The following is a 17727-nucleotide window of genomic DNA, read 5'->3' as shown; positions in this document are numbered from 1 at the left end:
TGCAACTCAACCGCCGCCCCCGCAAAACCCTGGGCTTTCAAACACCAGCCGAGAAAATGGCCGCACTGATAAACTCAACCGAAACATAAGACGTGTTTCCACGACCACTAGAATCCGCCCTGCTCGGTAAAACTAGAAAATCCCAACGCCCCTTCCGGGGAGTTGGGATTTCTTAGCGCTCTATCTACTTGAACGGGAAGCCGAGCTCGCGCAGGAGCTTGCGGCCCTCGTCGTCGTTAGTAGCGGTGGTAACGACGGTAATGTCCATACCACGAGGGCGGTCGATCTTGTCGATGTCGATCTCGTAGAACATGGACTGCTCGGACAAGCCGAAGGTGTAGTTGCCGTGGCCGTCGAACTGCTGATCAGACAGACCGCGGAAGTCACGAATACGTGGCAGCGCGATGGTCAGCAGGCGGTCCAGGAACTCCCACATACGGTCGCCACGCAGGGTAACGCGTGCACCGATGGGCATGCCTTCACGGAGCTTGAAGTTCGCGATGGACTTCTTAGCGCGACGCAGCTGCGGCTTCTGACCGGTAATAGCGGTCAGGTCCTCGAGTGCGCCGTTGATGACCTTGGAGTCACGTGCGGCTTCGCCAACACCCATGTTGACAACAACCTTGGTAACGCCAGGGATCTGCATGACGTTGTCGTAGTTGAACTCGTCATTCAGGGTCTTGCGGATTTCCTCGCGGTAGCGAGTCTTCAGACGCGGGGTGTAGTTCTCGCTCATTTTTAGATGTCCTTCCCGTTGCTACGCGCGATACGGACCTTCTTGCCGTTCTCGTCGAAACGGTAGCCCACGCGGGTCGGGTTGCCTTCGGAATCAACGATCGCAACGTTGGACACGTGGATCGGAGCTTCCTGGGTAACGATTCCGCCGGACTCGGCGCCACGCTCGGCAGCAGAGTTTGCGACGTGCTTCTTGATGCGGTTAACGCCCTCAACGAGGACCTTGTCACGCTTTGGGTATGCCTCGATGACCTTGCCCTTCGCGCCCTTATCTGGGCCCGAAATGACGATCACCATATCTCCCTTATGGATCTTCATAAGACTAGATCACCTCCGGTGCGAGAGAAACGATCTTCATGAAACGCTTGTCACGAAGTTCGCGAGCAACCGGTCCGAAGATACGGGTACCACGGGGCTCGCTATCGCCCTTGAGAACAACTGCAGCGTTCTCGTCAAAGCGGATGTAGGAGCCGTCTGGGCGACGGGTCTCCTTCTTCGCACGGACGATAACTGCCTTTACGATGTCGCCTTCCTTGACGTTGCCACCTGGGACAGCGTCCTTGACAGTCGCGACGATGACGTCGCCGATGCCAGCGGAGCGTCGGACAGAGCCGCCAAGAACGCGGATGCACAGCAGTTCACGTGCACCAGAGTTGTCGGCGACGCGCAGACGCGATTCTTGCTGAATCACTATGGGTCTCCTGACCTGGATTGATGTGCGGTAAGATTTCCGTCCTTGCCACACGCGGTCTACAAACTTGCGATGCTCAAGCCTTTACAACGGACTGTGCCGAAGGGTCTCGGACCGGCGGTTCGGAAACGCACCGCTACGGGCCGACCAGCTTTCGCAACCTATACATTCAACCACACGCGCGCACCATTACCAAAACACTGTCTTTTGCTTGCCGACACCCCTCCAACGCCAAAATTTTCCCTGCATTACCCCCGGACACCCCCATAAAGCCTTGTTTCGAATAGGTCAATCCCCCTCGCCCGTCGCATTTAATTGCTCTACCTGGGACTTTAGTTCGCACTTCCAAGCCTGGCGGTGCAACTTTCCGGGCACGCATGTTCTAAATTGACCCAATTTTCACACGTGTAACACATGAAAATTCCAGTTAATTCACGTTTTTGAGGTGACAGTTGGGAACGATGTGACTAATGTGGTTTGCGTCAAGAAAGACATCTGCTTTTTGGCGCGTACCTATATTTCCCGAAGGAGAAACACATGAAGCGTTTGCCACAGACCCTGACCGCTGCTGTTCTGACCGGCGCGCTCGCCTTTGGCGGCGCGGCTGTTGCTCAGGCTCAAATCGGTGACCCAATGTCCGTTACTAAAGACGGCGAGGAATACGTTCGCCAAGACGATAATGGTGGCTCCACGTACATTTACGATAAGCGAGACGAAGACGGAAACCTCGTTGAGCGTAAAGCAATTTCCGTAGAAGAGGCACGACAGATTCGCGACGCAGAGCTCGGAAACGACAATGCTGGCACCACCGACGGTGAAGCCGACACTGACGGTTCGAATGACTCCGAGGGCGCAAACGACTCTGAAGGAAACGGTTCTGAGGGTGGAAATTCCGAGGACTCCGAAGGCTCTCAGGAAAATGTCATCCCAGCCCCAGCTACCATCGAGCTTGAGGATGGCACCGTTTGCTACCAGCACATTCAGGATAAGAGCGTTTACGTCGAGAACAGCAACGAGGTAAACACCGAGATCACCGACGAGACCGTCGGCAAGTGCAAGGATGCCAATGCTGGCACCACCGATCCTGAGGGCTCTTCCGAGCTGAGCGATGCTGCTAAGGCCGGCATCGGCGCTGCAATCGCTCTGCCAATCCTGGGCGGCATTGTTCACTACTTCCTGAACAAGGACGGCAAGACCTGGGTTAAGAGCCAGGATCGTGTAAATGCTGAGCCTACCCCTGAGGAGAAGGCTGAGTCCGAGAAGATCGTCGCTGAGCACGAGGACGAGATCAACGCTCAGCTCGCAGAGCAGGGTCAGGGCAACAACGCTGAAGGTACCGCTCCGGCTGCTGGCGAGTCCGCAGACTCCGCACGTGGTATGTCCGCTGAGACCGGCTCCAACTCCGTTGCACAGGCTCTGGCTGCTCTGGCCGTAGCTGCAATGGTTGCTGCTGGCGCCTTCGCTGCACGCCGCAAGTTCTTCGCTTAAGAAAGAACTCCCCTACTGAGTAGGGTCTGAAACTGAGACTGGCTGTGCCGGTCGGACTTCGGTCCGGCCGGCGCAGCTTTTTGTATGCCTGACTAAAACTGCGGTCACTCAGAGTCAAGGGCCCATCCGATTTAAGGCCGATCTGATCAGGCTGAATTGAGGTGGAAAAGGCCGATCTGAGGGGTGGTTTTCCTCAGATCGGCCTGATCACTATGGACCTAATGGGGTGGCCCTAAAATGATGGGCCCGAAAGCCCACCGTTGGCTTTTAAAGGATGCGCATTAAGACGCGGATTCGGAAGCCGGCGAGGCTGTCTGTGCAGGTACTGCGGCCGGCTTGGGGTCCACGGTAAAGATATCGGTGCCGGAGCCAATGAGCTCGCCGGGACGGAAAGCCTCGGTAGGAATTACGGGGCCGGTCTTCTTGGAGTTGGAGACCACCACCGGGGTGGTTACCGGAAGGCCGGCGGCCTTGATGGCGTCGATATCGAATTCGGCAAGGACATCGCCTCGCTTGACTTCATCGCCCTTGGTGACGTGGGAGGTGAAGTGTTCGCCCTTGAGGTTTACCGTATCGAAACCAATGTGCATGAGGATATCGATATTTCCCACCGCTGGGTCCTTGGCGCGGATGGCGTAGGCGTGGTGGGAGGGGAAGGTGACGGTGATTTTGCCGTCGGCAGGCGCAACCAGCTTGCCCACGGTCGGCTCGATTGCTACACCTTGGCCCAGCTTGCCGCCAGCAAACATGGGGTCACTGACCTGAGACAGCGGTACGGCGGTGCCCTCCAGCGGGGAGAAGATGGTGCACGCATCGTCGGCAGCTACCGCAGCCGGGGTGGCTGCGGCGGCCTGCGCCTCAGCTGCAGGAGGGTTGACCTCATCCGGATCGATGGAGCCATTCTTACGAATGAGGACCCGTCCATAGAGGTACGCGCCCACAAAGGCGACTACGAAGGAGATAACGCCGCACAACAGGAAGGTCGGGACGAAGCGTGGGACGGAGACGAAGCCGATGAAGCCGGCGGCACCGAGGGCGTCGGCAAGCACGCCAAAGATGGCGATGAAGGCAGAAGAAATAGCAGATGCCGCCATGCCGATATAGAACGGCCAGCGCAGGCGCAGGTTCACGCCGAAGATGGCGGGCTCGGTAATGCCAAAGAGTGCGGAAATGCCGGAAGCACCGGCCAGGCCCTTGAGCTTTTCGGAGCGGGCCAAGAAGTACACGGCGAGCGCGACGCCACCTTGGGCGATATTGGCCATGGAGGCAATCGGGAAAACGAAGGAGCCGCCCTCGTTCCACAGCATCGTCTCAATCGGCGGGAAGGATTGGTGCAGGCCGGTAATCACAATCGGCGAGTAGACGAGGCCGAAGAGGAAGCCGGCGACGGGACCGGCAAAGTCATAGAGGTTGGCCAAGCCCATGCCCAGCCACTCGCCGGCCGTGCGCAGGATGGGGCCCAAGCCCATGAAGGTCAGGAAGCCAGTAATCAGCAGGGTCAGCAGCGGGGTGAGCATGAAGTCCACCGTGCCCTTGAGGTGCTTGTGCAGGAATTTCTCTAAGGTGGCGAGAATCCACGAAATCACCAGGATGGGCAGGATGGAGCCCTGGTAGCCGGCCTGGGCAACGTCGAAGCCGAAGATGTTCCAGTAGGACATCTCACCGTTTTCAATCGCCTCGGCCACACTGTAACCGCTGACCAAATCGGGCATGACCATCGCCATGGCCATGCCGGCGCCGAGGAACTCGTTGCCGCCGAAGCGCTTCGTCGCGGTAAAGCCCACGAGGATGGGCAGGAAGGCAAACGGTGCAGAGGCAAGCAGGTTCACCAAGCCGGCAAAACCTTCCCAGGCGGGGAACATCTGGATGACGGATTGGTCACCGAAGAGCCCCTCGGCTGTCAAGACGTTGTTGAGCGCCATGAGCAGACCGCCGCCAAGCAGAATTGGAATGAGCGGAACGAAGATATCCGCAAGCACCTTGACCGCACGGCTGAACCAATTGCCGGATTCGGCGGCGATGTCTTTCAAGCGGTCGGTGGATACGGCCACGTCCTTGGAAATGAGGTTGGTCATTTCCTGGAAGACGATATTGACGTCGCCGGGACCGACGATGACCTGGAACATACCGCCGGCCTCAAAGGTGCCCTTGAGATCGGGGTCATTATCCAGCGCGGCGGTGTCTACCTTGTCAGAATCTTGCAGCACCATGCGCAGGCGCGTGGCGCAGTGCGCAAGTGCGATGATATTGTCTTCGCCGCCCAGCGCCTTTAGCGTGCGGGCGGCCACTTCCTTGTGGTCCATAGAAGAGCCCTTCAGTGTAATGGCTCACATCCGAATACCGGACGTGACTGCTTATTTCCATTACAGCCGGAATTCGGGCCTAAGTCCACACATTCGGGCGGAGTGTTGGCAACTTCACCGGCTTCGGGTACACCTACCCGCGCGGCTCCCACCCCTGCCAGGGGGACTCGCCAAACACAGCGAAGGACGCGGCGATGCGACCGCCACCGGCGTATACCTCGACGGCGCAGCCATCAGCAATCAAGCGCATCTCGCCATCCGGGCAGTCGATGGGATCGCCGCCGTTAAAGGCGATGGTGCCGTCACGTTGGGTGACGCGGAAGGCTTCGTCCCCGGCGGCGTCGATAAGAGCAAAGGAGCCTTCGCCCTTGATATCGATGGTGGAGCCAAAGCCTTCGCGCCCTTGGGTCTCCGGCAAGGCGGACCACAGCGGCTCTTGGTGCAGGTAGTTGTCCTCCAGCCAGATGCGGCGGGGCAGCGTCAAGGTATGGACCCAGCCTTCCGTTGGGGTGTCATCCTGGGCGGGCATGCCCATCCATCCCAGGAGGATGCCGTCCTCGGTGGCCTGGGGCGCATAGAACTGGGTGCCATGATCCAGGAGGGTAAAGCCGCGCTCAATATGGAAATCCAGGCCATCGAGCGTGCCCACGATATAGCCGCAGCGGTCTGTTTCTGCCTGGGGGCAGAAGATGAGGACCTGCTTATCGCCCAAGGTAAGCAGGTTGGGGCACTCCCACATATAACCGCCGGGCAGCTGCGAGGGATCGTCGAAAGAAATCTCGCCCTGGAATTCCCATCGGGCCAGGTCCTGCGAGCGGTACAGCACAATGGTGCCGCGCTCGTCTTCGGTCTGGGCGCCGATGACCATCCGCCAGCCGTCGCCATCGCGGGTGATCTGTGGGTCCCGGAAGTGCCCCGTATAACCCGCCGGCGAGTCCGGAATGAGAGGATTATTCTCGTCGCGGAGATAGATTCCTCCCTCCGGGCCCGAAGGATCGAGGGCCCGCACGCGGTTCTGAGACGGAATGCGGCGGCCGTCCTCTTTCAGGTTGCCCGTATAAAACAGCCAGACGTCGGTACCATCGACCACCGCCCCACCCGAGTAGCAACCATCCTTGTCATAGGGCAGGTCCGGGTACAAGGCATCGGGGTGGTGCTGCCACGGCGTGGGAGCCGATACGCTCGCCGTCGCATGCCCCCAGCCCGTACGCTTGGGCTTGCGGGGAAAGGCCGGGTCGTGCTGGTAGTACACGTGCAGGGTATCGCCATCCACAAAGACGCCATTGGGGTCATTGAGGCGGCCTTGCGGCGGGGCGAGGTGAAAATTGGGACGGTAGTTCATATCCCCGATACTATGGAAATATGACTATTCATGTGTGCGGTGAAGGCCTCGTGGACCTCGTTCCGGTGGCCCCTGGCAGCTTGAACGACCACACCCCGGCGCTGGGCGGCGGGCCGTTTAACGTGGCCATCGCGGCCGCCAGACTGGGAGCAGACGTAGAGTTCCAGTCGCGCCTTTCTACCGATGGTTTCGGGCAGGAACTCGTTGGTCGCCTTGAGGCAGAGGGGGTAACCACCACTCACCTCCAGCGCGGTGACGAGCCCACAACCTTGGCGGTCACCACTATCCATGAAGACGGCTCTGCTTCCTATAACTTCTACATCGAAGGCACCGCCGACCGCTTGGTTGAGCCACAATTGGTTCCGGCCGATATCGCATGCTTCGGCACGGTCTCCCTCGCCCTTGAGCCGGGAGCCTCCCGCTATGCGCAGCTGCTCAAGGACTTTGCCGCGCAGGGAACCCTGGTCGCCCTCGACCCGAACATCCGCCCCTTATATGCCACTGCGGAGCACCGCGAATTCTTGGCTGAGCTTCTCCCCTACGTGACTTTGTTGAAGCTTTCTGATGAAGAGGTGGAGTTCTTGGGCGACGACCTCATTTCGCAGGTTCCCATCGTAGTGGTCACCCGGGGCGGCGAGGGCCTGAGCGTTCGCGCGGGCGATACGTCCCTTACGGTGCCGGCCGCGCGGGTCACGGTCACCGATACCATCGGCGCCGGCGACACCATTATGGCGGCCCTGCTGACCCAGATTGATGAACGCGGGCTCGGCGCCGCCGCTCTTGCTGCGCTGGATCCGGCGCAGTGGAAGGACATCCTGTCCTTCGCCGTAACTGCCGCCGGCATCACCGTCTCCCGCAAGGGTGCCAATCCCCCGCGCCGCGAGGAAGTAGAGTCTTCGCTATGACCTATACCAAGCGCACGCTGTGGCTCCACGCCGCGCTCTTTGTCCTCGCATTTCTCGCATTCATTCTGCCTGTGGTCTTTGGCACCTCCGCTCTGCTGCCGGTATGGCTCACTGGCGGTTTGAGCTTGGGCATTGCGGCCTGCGCGCTTGTCGACGCCGCCTATAAGTTCTTCGCCCCCTCTTCCCCACGCAGCCTTCGCCTACTCTCTGGTCTGGCTAGCCTCGTACTGCTTATCGGCTGGGGAATTTGGGTCTATATCTACGGCAATATGGCCGCCGTAGGCACAGGCTCCTATCGAATCGGCACCTTTTTGCTCGGCGCGGGAAGCGTGCTCAATCTTTTTGTAGTGGCAATTTCTTTTCTAGATATACAACGAAAGGCCGAGTAAAGCGTCTGGCACACAGCCACCATTGGCAGGTCTTCACTAATGCGCCGCTACGACGCGGCGGGGAACGATAATGGGGGCATCGCCAAGCGGATCCTCCCAGGCCTCAACCTCGATGCCATAGGCCTGCGCCAATACCTTCGGCGACAGCGCTTGTTTCGGCGCCCCGCGAGCGATGATATCGCCGGCTTTCATCACCACCATGGAATCAGAATAGTGGCCCGCCAGCATGAGATCGTGTAGGACTACAACCACTGTCTTTCCTGCCTGCGCCTGTGCGCGGGCCAACTCCAGCATACGCATGGCATGGGCAGGGTCGAGGAAGGTCGTGGGTTCATCGAGAAGCAGCACGGGCGTATCTTGTGCCAGGGCCAATGCCAGCCAGACGCGCTGGCGCTGCCCGCCCGATAGCGAAGCGATATCACGATCGAGGAAGTCCACAATGTCGGTAGCCTCGCAGGCCTGCGCGATGATCTCCCGGTCCGTCGCAGAAAGGCCGCGCATCCTCCCCTGATAGGGATGACGCCCGCGCGCGACCAACTCCCCCACCCGCAGCCCATCGGGGGCCACGGGGTGCTGTGGCAGCAGCGCCACCTGCTGCGCTGCATCCTTCGCGGACATGGCGTGTAGGTCAGCTTCCCCGACCATGACGCTGCCCTGCCGCGGGGCCAGGATTTTCGAGAGAGTTTTCAGCAGCGTGGACTTGCCGCAGCCATTCGGCCCAATGAGCGTGGTAACTTCGCCGGCGCGGGCGTGCAGATCAACGCCGGCAAGGATATCCTCGCCATCCTTATATCCCGCATGAATGCCGGTGGCGTGGAGGCTGCACCGAGGCTTCGAGCTCGTGGTCTGTTTTGGCTGATTAGGCCGATTATCCTTCATTTCTTTTCCTTCATCCACGTCTGACTGTCTAGCACCATCTGGCGCCGTGCTTATCCGTTCCCCTGCTGTGCCGCGGCACAACGTTTAGCTGCGCCCGGCCGCATTCCACACCACTATCACCAAGGCGCAGCCACCAATGACCGAGGAAACCGCACCCACCGGTGCATTTACCGGGATAGCACCAGCGATCACAGCACACACGGTCAGCAATGCGGCACCCGCGGCTGCCGATGCCAGCGGCGATGGCGTGGGGGTGCGCGCCACCATCCGCGCCAGGTGCGGCGCCAACAGCGCGATAAACCCAATGGGCCCCACCACCGAGACCACCACGGCGCTGATACCGGTTGCCGCAATAAGCAGGAGGGCGCGCTGGCGGGCGATGTTCACGCCCAGGGTGGTTGCGGAGGAATCATCATGGGCAAGCAGCGGCAGCTCCCGCGCGCACCAGATGCCGATGGCGAGAAACGGCGCTAATGCCACCAGGAGGGGGAGGATGACCTCCATGTGCACAAATCCAGTCGATCCCGCGAGCCAAGTCTGCGCCTCCGCAGCGCGCAGGATCTGGGCGCTGCGCATTAAATACGCGACGAGGGCGTTAAACATCAGCGATAACGCAATACCGATGATGACGATGCGGTTGCTCGTACCGATGCCACCCAGAACAGCGAGGAGGATGACAACGAGGAGGGCGCCGATCATCGCCAAGCATGCCCGCCACCAAAACTCCGGGATACCCTCGGCGAAACTGGGGCGCGAATGCACGGTGCCCAAGACCACCAGCACCGACGCCCCGCCGGTAACGCCTAAAATATCCGGGGAGGCCAGCGGGTTACGAGCCATGGTTTGCGTCCAAGAACCGGCCAAGCCGAGGGCGGCACCCACGATAACGGTGGCGATGGCAACCGGCAGGCGCAAGTCCCACACCACCCTGATGTGGTTCTTGCTGCCGCCTCCGGTGAGGACATCGATAACCTGCCGCGGACTCAATGCCATGGGACCTTGCCCCAGTAACACTAGGTACGCGCTAAGGGCGATGAGGATGAAAGCCAGCGTGGAAGCGAGCACGCGCACGTGCCGGCGGCGTTGTTGAGCTTTTAAAATAGTGCTGATTGCGGTCATGCTTTATTGCCCCCATGCTCTGCCCACGCCGCGGTGAGCACCCCAAATGAGGAAAGGTGCGCCCACTATCGCGAGGACGATCGACATCTCCAGCTCCGAGTTACCCGCAATGAGGCGGCCGGTGACATCAGCGGCAAGCACGGCACAACCGCCCAAGAGCGCGGAGGGCAAAAGCAAGGAGGCAACGCTAGGGCCCACCACCCGCCGCACGATGTGGGGAACGGCAAAACCGACGAAGGCAATGGGACCCGTTGCTGCCGTTGCGCTGCCAGCCAACACCACGACGCTGAGCGCCGCGCCCACCCGCGCGGTAGTGGGGGACCCGCCCAAGGCGAGGGAGGACTCCTCCCCCATGGCCAAAAGATCGAGGGGTCTAGCCACCATCGCCGCGCACGCTACGCCAACAACTAGCCCTATGCCCGCGATCGCGACATCTTCTGGGCCGCGGCCAAAGGTCGAGCCGATAGTCCACCGCCGCATGCTATCGAGGACGTCCGTGGAATATAGACCGATGATCATCGCGCTCGATCCCAAAGCTGCGGAAACGCCGGCGCCCACCAGAATGAGCGTCAGGGGATCCTCAAACCGCCGCGATACGGCTAACACCAGCAGCGTAGTAATACCCGCGCCAACGAGCGCGAGGGTGGTCCGCATACTGGTGGAGGTAGCAATACCAATGGCCGTGCCTAAGGCAACGAAGAAGGACGCGCCCGCGGTAACACCAATAAATCCTGGATCCGCTAGCGGGTTTCTGGTCCACGATTGCGCCAGCACACCTGCCACAGCAAGGGCCGCGCCGGCGAAATAAGCCAAGAAGGTGCGCGGCATGCGCAGGTTCCACACGATATCGCGGATATCCTGCTCCCCTGCCCCGTGCAGGGCAGCGATAACCTCCTCGGACGGAATCGAGCGGGATCCCACCGCCAAAGACGCCACCGCCAACACCAGGCTGGCGAGGATGAAGGCGACAAGGAGCATCTTATAACTCTGTGCCCGCGCCACTACCGGTGCGGGGGTGCCGGTGGTCGTAGGACTATCTGCTGCGGAATCCGCCTGGATTTGTTGGCCGTCCATCGTGGTTGCTGACAATTACAGCTTCTCTTCAAATTTATCTACTGCCCAGGGGATGGTCACCGGATTGGGCATACTCATGGCATTGCCGGTATCGGTATCCAAGTAGCGCACGCGACCCTCCTTGACAATGTCGAGGCCTTGGAAGGTCTTATCCTTCTTCAAGGCATCTGAGGAGCCGTTGTAGTCCAGGACAAAGAGGTAATCAACCTGGTTAAGCTTCGCGTAGTTTTCTGGGGCAATGTCGACGAAGAAGCTGCCGCCGTCGCCCTGCAATGCATCGGGGATCTCCATGCCAAGGTCCTCGATAAATTGTCCACGCCCATCCTCCTCGGTGTATAGGCCAATTTTGCCGTCATAAGGCATGACGATGGCCGCAGACTTATCCTTCAATTCCGCGTGCTCGTGGCGGAACTCCTCGAAGGCCTTTTCGGTGTCATCGATAAGCTTATCGCCTTCGTCTTCTTTGTCCACCGCATCCGCGATGGTCTCTACCTGCTTTTCCCAGGGTACCTGCCAGTCTTCATAGCCGTTCGGCTTGACGGTGGTAGGCGCGATTTCTTCCAGGGATCCCTTCGTGCGTGCATCCACCGTCTGGTTCACCGCAATGATCTGGGTGGGGTCGGCCGCGGTGACCTGCTCAAAGGTATCCGCCGTAAATCCGGTCGCGGTATTATAAATCACCTCAGGCTTTGCGTCGCCCAAAAGTTCCTCTGCCCAGGGGCCGACGCCAGAAGGGTCGCCATCGCCCTCAGCACCCCACGGCGCCACCGTTACGGGAGTGATCCCCAGGGCAAGCAGCGTGTCGGCATCACCTAGACCCAGGCTAGCCACGCGCTGCTCGCTGGCAGCGTCGGTCCCCTGAGCTGTTTCATCACCATCACCACGCGAGCAACCGCCTAAAGCTACGGCTCCGGCGGAAAGCATTGCGACTGCGCCCATGGTGCGACGGCCGAAAATCTTCATGAGGTTAAGCCTTTCAATAAAGGAGGAAAATAACCTTGCTTACCCTATAACGCATAGCCCCGATTAGGCAAGGCTAAACTAAACTAGTAATTTTTTAGACACATGAACCCTTCCTTACGATCGGCCCCAATGTCTGCACACGAACTCATCCCCGTTACTTTGACCGCCAATAAACAGATACGTCCGCGCTTGCACCGACTCACGTTCTACGCCGAGGCTTTCCGGACATACACCCTCTCTGGCCCCGATGAATTCTTTGGACTCGTCATGCCCCGAGCCGAACAGGAATTTACACCCTTCCCCGTCGACGGCATAAACCTCCGCTCGGCTGTGAGCGCGATCGACGAGGAGAGGAGGCCGGACCTGCGCTGGTACACCATCCGCGCGCTCCACTCGGAGGAGGCCACAGTCGATGTCGACGTGGTGACACACGGTGATTCAGGACCTGGCTCGCGGTGGATTCGCCGCGCACAAGCCGGAGATACAGCGGGATTCTTCACCTGCAACGCCCTGTGGCGGCCAACCGAGAAGCCACAACTTCTAGTCGCCGACGCATCCTCCTTGCCCGCGCTGCGGCACATTTTGGCCTACCAAGAAGACCATAACCCGGAAATGCTTCGGGCCACCGACGTTATAGCCGTGGTTACCAGCAACGACGAGGTAGAACCAGGCCTCGCAGCTAGATGGGAGGCGAGCGTACGCAGCCTGCGAATTATTCATACCCAAGCGCACGAGGAGGCGGAGGCTGTCGTTGCCGCCCTGAGAGCGGACTATGCCGGTGCGCTGGGGCCAGGGTACGTATGGGCTTCCGGCGAGGGGAGGCTAGCAAAAAGCGTGCGAGGCCTCGCGGTGAATGAATGGGGCCTAGATACCACCGACGTCACGTGGGTACCCTACTGGTTTTATGGAAGGGCCCGGCCGTAAAGAAGTCCTAAAACGGCAAAGGCCCCGCCCCGAACCATAAGATTCGGAGCAGGGGCTGCGCTGGCTAATTTTTACTTAGCCTTCTCGATGATCTCAACGAGACGGAAGTGCTTGTCCTTGGACAGCGGGCGGGTCTCAGCGATGCGTACGAGATCGCCGATGCCTGCGGTTTCTTCCTCGTCGTGCGCCTTAACCTTCTTGTTAGAGCGCATGATCTTGCCGTACAGGGCGTGCTGCTTGCGGTCTTCCAGCTCGACAACGATGGTCTTGGTCATCTTGTCGGATACTACGTAGCCGGTGCGAACCTTAGGAGCGCCCTTGACCTTCTCCTTCTTCGGAGTAGGTGCCTTCTTGGAATCAGTCACGTTAGCCTCACTCATGATTAAGCCTCAGCTCCCGGAGCAACGGACAGGCCCAGCTCGCGCTCGCGCAGAACGGTGTAGATGCGGGCAATGTCGCGCTTAACCGTGCCGATGCGGCGGTTGTTGGTCAGCTGGCCAGTGGCCTTCTGGAAGCGGAGGTTGAACAGCTCTTCCTTCGCATCCTTCAGGCGGGACTGCAGCTCAGCGTTGTCGAGCTCACGGAACTCGTGGGCGGGGGTACCGGTTGCCATTAGAACTGGTCCTCCTTCTTGATGATGCGGACCTTGCAAGGAAGCTTCTGGCCTGCACGGCGCAGAGCCTCAATAGCAACGGCCTCGGTTGGGTAGCTCATCTCGAAAAGTACGCGGCCTGGCTTAACGTTAGCCACCCACTTCTCGACCGGGCCCTTACCGGAACCCATACGAACGCCAAGCGGCTTCTGGGTCAACGGACGGTCCGGGAAGATGTTGATCCACACCTTGCCACCACGCTTGACGTGGCGGTTGATGGCAATACGTGCGGCCTCAATCTGACGGTTGGTGATGTACGCCGGCTCGAGAGCCTGGATAGCGTAATCGCCGAAGTTGATGCGGTTACCGCCCTTGGACACGCCGCGACGGTTCGGGCGGTGCTGACGGCGGTACTTAACACGCTTAGGAATCAGCATGGATTAGCCCTCCTGCTTCTGCTGTGCACGCTGGCGGCGCTGGCCACCGCGGCGGGAGCGACCATTGCGGTCACGGCCACGGCCCTGTGCCGGAGCGTTCAGTTCGGACTCGCGTACGCCACCGACGACGTCACCCTTGTAGATCCACACCTTGATGCCAATGCGGCCGAAGGTGGTGTGGGCCTCTGCGGTGCCGTAGTCGATTTCGGCGCGAAGAGTGTGCAGCGGAACGCGACCCTCGTGGTAGCGCTCAACGCGGGACATTTCTGCACCGCCCAGGCGGCCGGACAGCAGGATCTTGATGCCCTTAACCTGTGGCTGGCGCATAGCGGACTGGATAGCCTTGCGCATTGCACGACGGAATGCGACACGGTTAACCAGCTGCTCCGCGATGGAGTGAGCAACCAGGGTTGCGTTTGCGTCTACCTGCTTGACCTCGAGGATGTTGAGGGCAACCATCTTGCCGGTGAGCTTTTCCAGCTCGCGGCGGATGCGGTCAGCCTCAGTACCGCGGCGGCCAATCACGATGCCCGGGCGGGCGGTGTGAATGTCGACGCGGACGCGGTCGCGGGTGCGCTCGATGACGACGTCGGCAATGCCGGCGCGCTCGAGGCCCTTGTTGAGGTAGTTACGAATCTTGATGTCTTCGGCTACGTAGTTCGCGTAGTCCTTATCGGCGAACCAGTGGGTCTTCCAGTCGGAAGTGATGCCCAAACGTAGGCCGTGAGGATGGATCTTCTGGCCCATTACTTGGCCCCTTCCTGCTGGCTTTCGACAACCACGGTGATGTGGCTGGTGCGCTTACGAATCATGAATGCACGACCCTGTGCACGCGGCTGGAAACGACGCATGGTCGGACCCTCGTTGGCATAAGCCTCGGAGATGACCAGGGTGCGTGGGTCGAGGCCGAAGTTGTTCTCAGCGTTAGCGGCTGCAGATGCAACGACCTTGGCAACTGGCTTGGAAGCACCCTGCGGTGCGTACTTCAAGATAGCCAGGGCTTCGCTTACGGACTTGCCGCGGACCAGATCGAGCACGCGACGTGCCTTCATCGGGGTGACGCGGACGTAGCGGGCCGTGGCGGATGCGGAGGTGATGGTCTCACTCATCGCTTATCGACGTCCCTTCTTGTCATCCTTGACGTGACCCTTAAAGGTCTTGGTTGGTGCAAACTCGCCCAGCTTGTGGCCGACCATGGAATCCTCGATGAAAACCGGCACGTGCTTGCGGCCGTCATGGACGGCGAAGGTGTGACCGATGAAATCGGGGAGAATGGTCGAGCGGCGAGACCAGGTCTTGATGACCTGCTTGGTGCCTGCATCGTTCTGAGCATCCACCTTGTTGAGGAGGTGCTCATCGACGAACGGGCCCTTCTTAAGGCTGCGTGGCATTGTTTACCTCCTCTTAGCGCTTCTTGTTCGGGCGACGACGGCGCACGATCATGTTGTTGGAGTAACGGTTCGGGTTGCGGGTGCGACCCTCCTTGTGGCCCCATGGGGACACAGGGTGGCGACCACCCGAGGTCTTACCCTCACCACCACCGTGTGGGTGGTCAACCGGGTTCATAACGACACCGCGGACGGTCGGGCGTACGCCCTTCCAGCGCATACGGCCAGCCTTGCCCCAGCGGATGTTCATCTGCTCGGCGTTGCCAACCTCACCAACGGTGGCGCGGCAGCGGATGTCCACACGGCGGATTTCGGAAGACGGCATACGCAGAACTGCGTACTTGCCTTCCTTACCCAGCAGCTGGATGGAAGCACCAGCGGAGCGGGCCAGCTTAGCGCCAGCGCCCGGCTTGAGCTCTACAGCGTGGATGGTGGAACCGGTCGGGATGTTGCGCAGCGGCAGGTTGTTGCCAACCTTGATATCTGCGTTCGGGCCGGACTCGACGATGGTGCCCTGCTTCAGGCCCTTCGGGGCGATGATGTAGCGCTTCTCGCCATCAACGTAGTGAAGCAGTGCGATGTTTGCGGTGCGGTTCGGGTCGTACTCGATGTGAGCGACCTTTGCCGGGATGCCGTCCTTGTCGTTACGACGGAAGTCGATCAGACGGTAACGGCGCTTGTGGCCACCGCCGATGTGGCGGGTGGTGATGCGGCCGTAGTTGTTACGGCCACCAGTCTTGCTCAGCGGGCGCAGCAGGGACTTCTCCGGAGTAGAACGAGTGATCTCGTCAAACTCAGAAACGGAGGATGCGCGGCGACCCGGAGTTGTCGGCTTGTACTTACGAATAGCCATAATTCTTCCTTTTCCTTTCGGCTCTCCGGTGGCGCTTAAGCGCCGCCGCCGAAGACGTCGATGGAGTCGCTGCCTTCACGGAGCGTCACGTATGCACGCTTGGTGGACTTACGCTGGCCGTAACCGGTGCGGGTGCGCTTACGCTTACCTGCACGGTTCACGGTGTTCACGGAGTCGACCTTTACGCCAAAGATCTGCTCTACGGCATCTTTAATCTGGGACTTGTTGGAGTCCGTGGAGACGTAGAACGTGTATACGTTCTGCTCCATCAGACCGTAGGACTTCTCGGATACAACCGGGGCGATGATGATATCGCGTGGGTTAGAAATCTTAGCCATTAGTTCTCCTCCTTATCCGCGCCGGTTGCGCGGTTGATGAAGGTGTGTAGCGCCTCAACGGAGAACACAACGTCATCGGAGTAGAGAACGTCGTAGGTGTTGAGCTGGCCAGCGTCCAGGATCTGGACGTTAGGCAGGTTATTAGCGCTACGACGAGCATTGATGTCCTCGCGGCCGATGACCAGCAGCACGTTCTTGCGCTCGGTCAGGGACTCGAGGAAGGCCTTGGCCGACTTGGTGGACGGCTTCTGGCCCGGTACGAGCTCTTCGATGACGTGGATGCGCTCGTTGCGAGCACGGTCAGACAGTGCACCGAAGAGAGCAGCCTTGATCATCTTCTTAGGGGTGCGCTGTGCGTAGTCGCGGGGCTGTGGGCCATGGACGGTGCCGCCACCGGTGTAGTGCGGTGCGCGGATAGAGCCCTGGCGTGCACGGCCGGTGCCCTTCTGACGGAAAGGCTTGCGACCACCACCGCGGACGTCGCCGCGGGTCTTGGTTGCGTGGGTGCCCTGGCGTGCAGCAGCAAGCTGAGCGTTAACAACCTGGTGCATCAAAGCAATGGATGCCTCGGTGTCAAAGATTTCAGCTGGCAGGTCTACAGAGCCGTTGGTCTTACCCTCGGAAGTGTGGACGTCTAGCTTGAGGTTGCTCATGCGTGTGCACCGCCCTTCACTGCGGTCTTAACGGTGACGAGGCCGCCGCGCGCACCAGGGATAGCACCCTTGATGAGCAGCAGGTTGGACTCGGCATCGATTTTCTGAATCTTCAGGTTCTGGGTGGTCACACGGTCGTGGCCCATACGGCCAGCCATGCGCTTGCCCTTGAAGACGCGGCCCGGGGTAGCAGCGCCGCCGATGCCGCCAACGCGGCGGTGAGCGGCCTGGTTACCGTGAGCTGCGCCCTGGCCTGCAAAGCCGTGGCGCTTCATGCCACCAGCGTAACCGTGGCCCTTGGTCTTGCCGGTGACGTCAACGAAGGAGATACCCTCGAAGATGTCAACCTTGACCTCTTGGCCAACCTCGTAGGCAGAGGTGTCGTCCATGCGGATTTCCGCAACGTGACGGCGCGGGGTTACGCCAGCCTTCTTGAAGTGACCACCAACCGGCTTGTTTGCCTTGCGTGGGTCGATTTCGCCAAAGGCGATCTGGATGGCGCTGTAGCCATCGGTTTCGGGGGTGCGAATCTGGGTGACAACGCATGGCCCTGCCTCGACGACGGTAACCGGCACAACGCGGTTGTCCTCGTCGAAGACCTGGGTCATGCCGAGCTTCTTGCCCAGAATGCCCTTGATCTCGTTTTCACTCATT

Annotated in this window: 23 protein-coding genes; 4 read left to right on the top strand and 19 right to left on the bottom strand. The window is 60.1% G+C overall.

The features are described from left to right. Positions 1-184 precede the first annotated feature (184 nt). Genes rplE through rplN form a run of 3 tightly spaced genes read right to left on the bottom strand, consistent with a single transcriptional unit; the run spans position 185 to position 1426 of the window. Positions 185-736: a 50S ribosomal protein L5 gene (gene rplE, locus MHX61_RS10450; RefSeq protein ID WP_049358620.1), complete on the bottom strand. Its 552-nt coding sequence runs from the start codon at positions 734-736 to the stop codon at positions 185-187. Positions 737-738: 2 nt separating this feature from the next. After that, positions 739-1053, bottom strand: coding sequence for a 50S ribosomal protein L24 (gene rplX, locus MHX61_RS10445; protein ID WP_023027809.1), 315 nt, complete (start codon positions 1051-1053; stop codon positions 739-741). A gap of 4 nt (positions 1054-1057) precedes the next feature. After that, positions 1058-1426, bottom strand: coding sequence for a 50S ribosomal protein L14 (rplN, locus tag MHX61_RS10440; RefSeq protein WP_049378875.1), 369 nt, complete (start codon positions 1424-1426; stop codon positions 1058-1060). Positions 1427-1963: 537 nt separating this feature from the next. Here rplN and MHX61_RS10435 point away from each other — a divergent pair. Then, positions 1964-2914 (top strand): hypothetical protein, encoded by a 951-nt coding sequence (locus MHX61_RS10435; protein ID WP_239194636.1) that lies wholly within the window; start codon positions 1964-1966, stop codon positions 2912-2914. A gap of 281 nt (positions 2915-3195) precedes the next feature. On the opposite strand, the gene MHX61_RS10430 is transcribed toward MHX61_RS10435, so the two are convergent. Continuing rightward, positions 3196-5217: a sucrose-specific PTS transporter subunit IIBC gene (locus MHX61_RS10430; RefSeq protein WP_239194634.1), complete on the bottom strand. Its 2022-nt coding sequence runs from the start codon at positions 5215-5217 to the stop codon at positions 3196-3198. A gap of 133 nt (positions 5218-5350) precedes the next feature. Continuing rightward, positions 5351-6559, bottom strand: coding sequence for a glycoside hydrolase family 32 protein (locus tag MHX61_RS10425; RefSeq protein ID WP_239194632.1), 1209 nt, complete (start codon positions 6557-6559; stop codon positions 5351-5353). Between the two features lie 20 nt (positions 6560-6579). On the opposite strand from MHX61_RS10425, the gene MHX61_RS10420 reads away from it, so the two are divergent. Next, positions 6580-7464: a carbohydrate kinase gene (locus MHX61_RS10420; RefSeq protein WP_239194630.1), complete on the top strand. Its 885-nt coding sequence runs from the start codon at positions 6580-6582 to the stop codon at positions 7462-7464. Further along, positions 7461-7853, top strand: coding sequence for a multidrug transporter (locus MHX61_RS10415; RefSeq protein WP_239194628.1), 393 nt, complete (start codon positions 7461-7463; stop codon positions 7851-7853). Before MHX61_RS10420 ends, MHX61_RS10415 begins: the two co-directional genes overlap by 4 nt. Before the next feature lie 36 nt (positions 7854-7889). Here the strand turns inward: MHX61_RS10415 and MHX61_RS10410 are convergent, their stop codons facing one another. The 4 genes from MHX61_RS10410 to MHX61_RS10395 form a co-directional block, all read right to left on the bottom strand. Continuing rightward, on the bottom strand, positions 7890-8732 hold the full coding sequence (locus MHX61_RS10410) for an ABC transporter ATP-binding protein (RefSeq protein WP_239194640.1): 843 nt from the start codon (positions 8730-8732) through the stop codon (positions 7890-7892). An 84-nt stretch (positions 8733-8816) separates the two neighbouring features. Beyond that, the gene (locus MHX61_RS10405) at positions 8817-9851 is read right to left on the bottom strand and encodes an iron chelate uptake ABC transporter family permease subunit (protein WP_200436212.1); all 1035 of its coding nucleotides are present in this window, start codon (positions 9849-9851) and stop codon (positions 8817-8819) included. A gap of 3 nt (positions 9852-9854) precedes the next feature. Next, complete coding sequence (locus MHX61_RS10400; protein WP_239194626.1) at positions 9855-10940, bottom strand: iron ABC transporter permease; 1086 nt, start codon at positions 10938-10940, stop codon at positions 9855-9857. Next, entirely contained in the window at positions 10941-11888 is a 948-nt protein-coding gene (locus MHX61_RS10395) for an ABC transporter substrate-binding protein (protein ID WP_239194624.1), read from the bottom strand. A 102-nt stretch (positions 11889-11990) separates the two neighbouring features. On the opposite strand from MHX61_RS10395, the gene MHX61_RS10390 reads away from it, so the two are divergent. Next, entirely contained in the window at positions 11991-12812 is an 822-nt protein-coding gene (locus MHX61_RS10390) for a siderophore-interacting protein (RefSeq protein ID WP_239194621.1), read from the top strand. A gap of 71 nt (positions 12813-12883) precedes the next feature. On the opposite strand, the gene rpsQ is transcribed toward MHX61_RS10390, so the two are convergent. The 10 genes from rpsQ to rplC are packed head-to-tail and all read right to left on the bottom strand — an operon-like array spanning position 12884 to position 17726. Further along, positions 12884-13192, bottom strand: a complete 309-nt coding sequence (rpsQ, locus tag MHX61_RS10385; protein WP_005322841.1) for a 30S ribosomal protein S17 — start codon at positions 13190-13192, stop codon at positions 12884-12886. Positions 13193-13194: 2 nt separating this feature from the next. Further along, positions 13195-13425 carry a 50S ribosomal protein L29 gene (gene rpmC / locus MHX61_RS10380; protein WP_005322842.1) on the bottom strand — a complete coding sequence of 77 codons (231 nt, stop codon included), beginning with the start codon at positions 13423-13425 and terminating at the stop codon, positions 13195-13197. Then, positions 13425-13841 carry a 50S ribosomal protein L16 gene (gene rplP / locus MHX61_RS10375; protein WP_005322843.1) on the bottom strand — a complete coding sequence of 139 codons (417 nt, stop codon included), beginning with the start codon at positions 13839-13841 and terminating at the stop codon, positions 13425-13427. The genes rpmC and rplP overlap by 1 nt, the downstream gene beginning before the upstream one ends. Before the next feature lie 3 nt (positions 13842-13844). Continuing rightward, the gene (gene rpsC / locus MHX61_RS10370) at positions 13845-14588 is read right to left on the bottom strand and encodes a 30S ribosomal protein S3 (RefSeq protein WP_204610250.1); all 744 of its coding nucleotides are present in this window, start codon (positions 14586-14588) and stop codon (positions 13845-13847) included. Continuing rightward, entirely contained in the window at positions 14588-14950 is a 363-nt protein-coding gene (rplV, locus tag MHX61_RS10365; protein WP_005276938.1) for a 50S ribosomal protein L22, read from the bottom strand. Before rplV ends, rpsC begins: the two co-directional genes overlap by 1 nt. Before the next feature lie 3 nt (positions 14951-14953). Then, positions 14954-15232, bottom strand: coding sequence for a 30S ribosomal protein S19 (rpsS, locus tag MHX61_RS10360; RefSeq protein WP_005276936.1), 279 nt, complete (start codon positions 15230-15232; stop codon positions 14954-14956). 13 nt (positions 15233-15245) lie between these two features. Then, entirely contained in the window at positions 15246-16082 is an 837-nt protein-coding gene (gene rplB, locus MHX61_RS10355; RefSeq protein WP_023020551.1) for a 50S ribosomal protein L2, read from the bottom strand. A gap of 35 nt (positions 16083-16117) precedes the next feature. Next, positions 16118-16420 carry a 50S ribosomal protein L23 gene (gene rplW / locus MHX61_RS10350; protein ID WP_239194618.1) on the bottom strand — a complete coding sequence of 101 codons (303 nt, stop codon included), beginning with the start codon at positions 16418-16420 and terminating at the stop codon, positions 16118-16120. Continuing rightward, positions 16420-17073, bottom strand: a complete 654-nt coding sequence (rplD, locus tag MHX61_RS10345; protein ID WP_005322847.1) for a 50S ribosomal protein L4 — start codon at positions 17071-17073, stop codon at positions 16420-16422. Before rplD ends, rplW begins: the two co-directional genes overlap by 1 nt. Beyond that, a complete protein-coding gene (gene rplC / locus MHX61_RS10340) occupies positions 17070-17726 on the bottom strand; it encodes a 50S ribosomal protein L3 (protein WP_204610256.1) in 657 nt (218 codons plus the stop codon). Before rplC ends, rplD begins: the two co-directional genes overlap by 4 nt. Between the last annotated feature and the right edge of the window lies 1 nt (position 17727).

It is taken from the genome of Corynebacterium sp. ACRPF (genome assembly GCF_022347395.1).
GTDB lineage: Bacteria > Actinomycetota > Actinomycetes > Mycobacteriales > Mycobacteriaceae > Corynebacterium > Corynebacterium tuberculostearicum_D.
This window is presented reverse-complemented; position numbering and strand designations above follow the sequence as displayed.

Bases quoted from the DNA above. Each gene is read 5' to 3' on its own strand.
- rplE (WP_049358620.1), bottom strand. From the start codon at position 736: ATGAGCGAGAACTACACCCCGCGTCTGAAGACTCGCTACCGCGAGGAA.
- rplX (WP_023027809.1), bottom strand. From the start codon at position 1,053: ATGAAGATCCATAAGGGAGATATGGTGATCGTCATTTCGGGCCCAGAT.
- MHX61_RS10435 (WP_239194636.1), top strand. From the start codon at position 1,964: ATGAAGCGTTTGCCACAGACCCTGACCGCTGCTGTTCTGACCGGCGCG.
- MHX61_RS10430 (WP_239194634.1), bottom strand. From the start codon at position 5,217: ATGGACCACAAGGAAGTGGCCGCCCGCACGCTAAAGGCGCTGGGCGGC.
- MHX61_RS10425 (WP_239194632.1), bottom strand. From the start codon at position 6,559: ATGAACTACCGTCCCAATTTTCACCTCGCCCCGCCGCAAGGCCGCCTC.
- MHX61_RS10420 (WP_239194630.1), top strand. From the start codon at position 6,580: ATGACTATTCATGTGTGCGGTGAAGGCCTCGTGGACCTCGTTCCGGTG.
- MHX61_RS10415 (WP_239194628.1), top strand. From the start codon at position 7,461: ATGACCTATACCAAGCGCACGCTGTGGCTCCACGCCGCGCTCTTTGTC.
- MHX61_RS10410 (WP_239194640.1), bottom strand. From the start codon at position 8,732: ATGAAGGATAATCGGCCTAATCAGCCAAAACAGACCACGAGCTCGAAG.
- MHX61_RS10405 (WP_200436212.1), bottom strand. From the start codon at position 9,851: ATGACCGCAATCAGCACTATTTTAAAAGCTCAACAACGCCGCCGGCAC.
- MHX61_RS10395 (WP_239194624.1), bottom strand. From the start codon at position 11,888: ATGAAGATTTTCGGCCGTCGCACCATGGGCGCAGTCGCAATGCTTTCC.
- MHX61_RS10390 (WP_239194621.1), top strand. From the start codon at position 11,991: ATGAACCCTTCCTTACGATCGGCCCCAATGTCTGCACACGAACTCATC.
- rpsQ (WP_005322841.1), bottom strand. From the start codon at position 13,192: ATGAGTGAGGCTAACGTGACTGATTCCAAGAAGGCACCTACTCCGAAG.
- rpmC (WP_005322842.1), bottom strand. From the start codon at position 13,425: ATGGCAACCGGTACCCCCGCCCACGAGTTCCGTGAGCTCGACAACGCT.
- rplP (WP_005322843.1), bottom strand. From the start codon at position 13,841: ATGCTGATTCCTAAGCGTGTTAAGTACCGCCGTCAGCACCGCCCGAAC.
- rpsC (WP_204610250.1), bottom strand. From the start codon at position 14,588: ATGGGCCAGAAGATCCATCCTCACGGCCTACGTTTGGGCATCACTTCC.
- rplV (WP_005276938.1), bottom strand. From the start codon at position 14,950: ATGAGTGAGACCATCACCTCCGCATCCGCCACGGCCCGCTACGTCCGC.
- rpsS (WP_005276936.1), bottom strand. From the start codon at position 15,232: ATGCCACGCAGCCTTAAGAAGGGCCCGTTCGTCGATGAGCACCTCCTC.
- rplB (WP_023020551.1), bottom strand. From the start codon at position 16,082: ATGGCTATTCGTAAGTACAAGCCGACAACTCCGGGTCGCCGCGCATCC.
- rplW (WP_239194618.1), bottom strand. From the start codon at position 16,420: ATGGCTAAGATTTCTAACCCACGCGATATCATCATCGCCCCGGTTGTA.
- rplD (WP_005322847.1), bottom strand. From the start codon at position 17,073: ATGAGCAACCTCAAGCTAGACGTCCACACTTCCGAGGGTAAGACCAAC.
- rplC (WP_204610256.1), bottom strand. From the start codon at position 17,726: ATGAGTGAAAACGAGATCAAGGGCATTCTGGGCAAGAAGCTCGGCATG.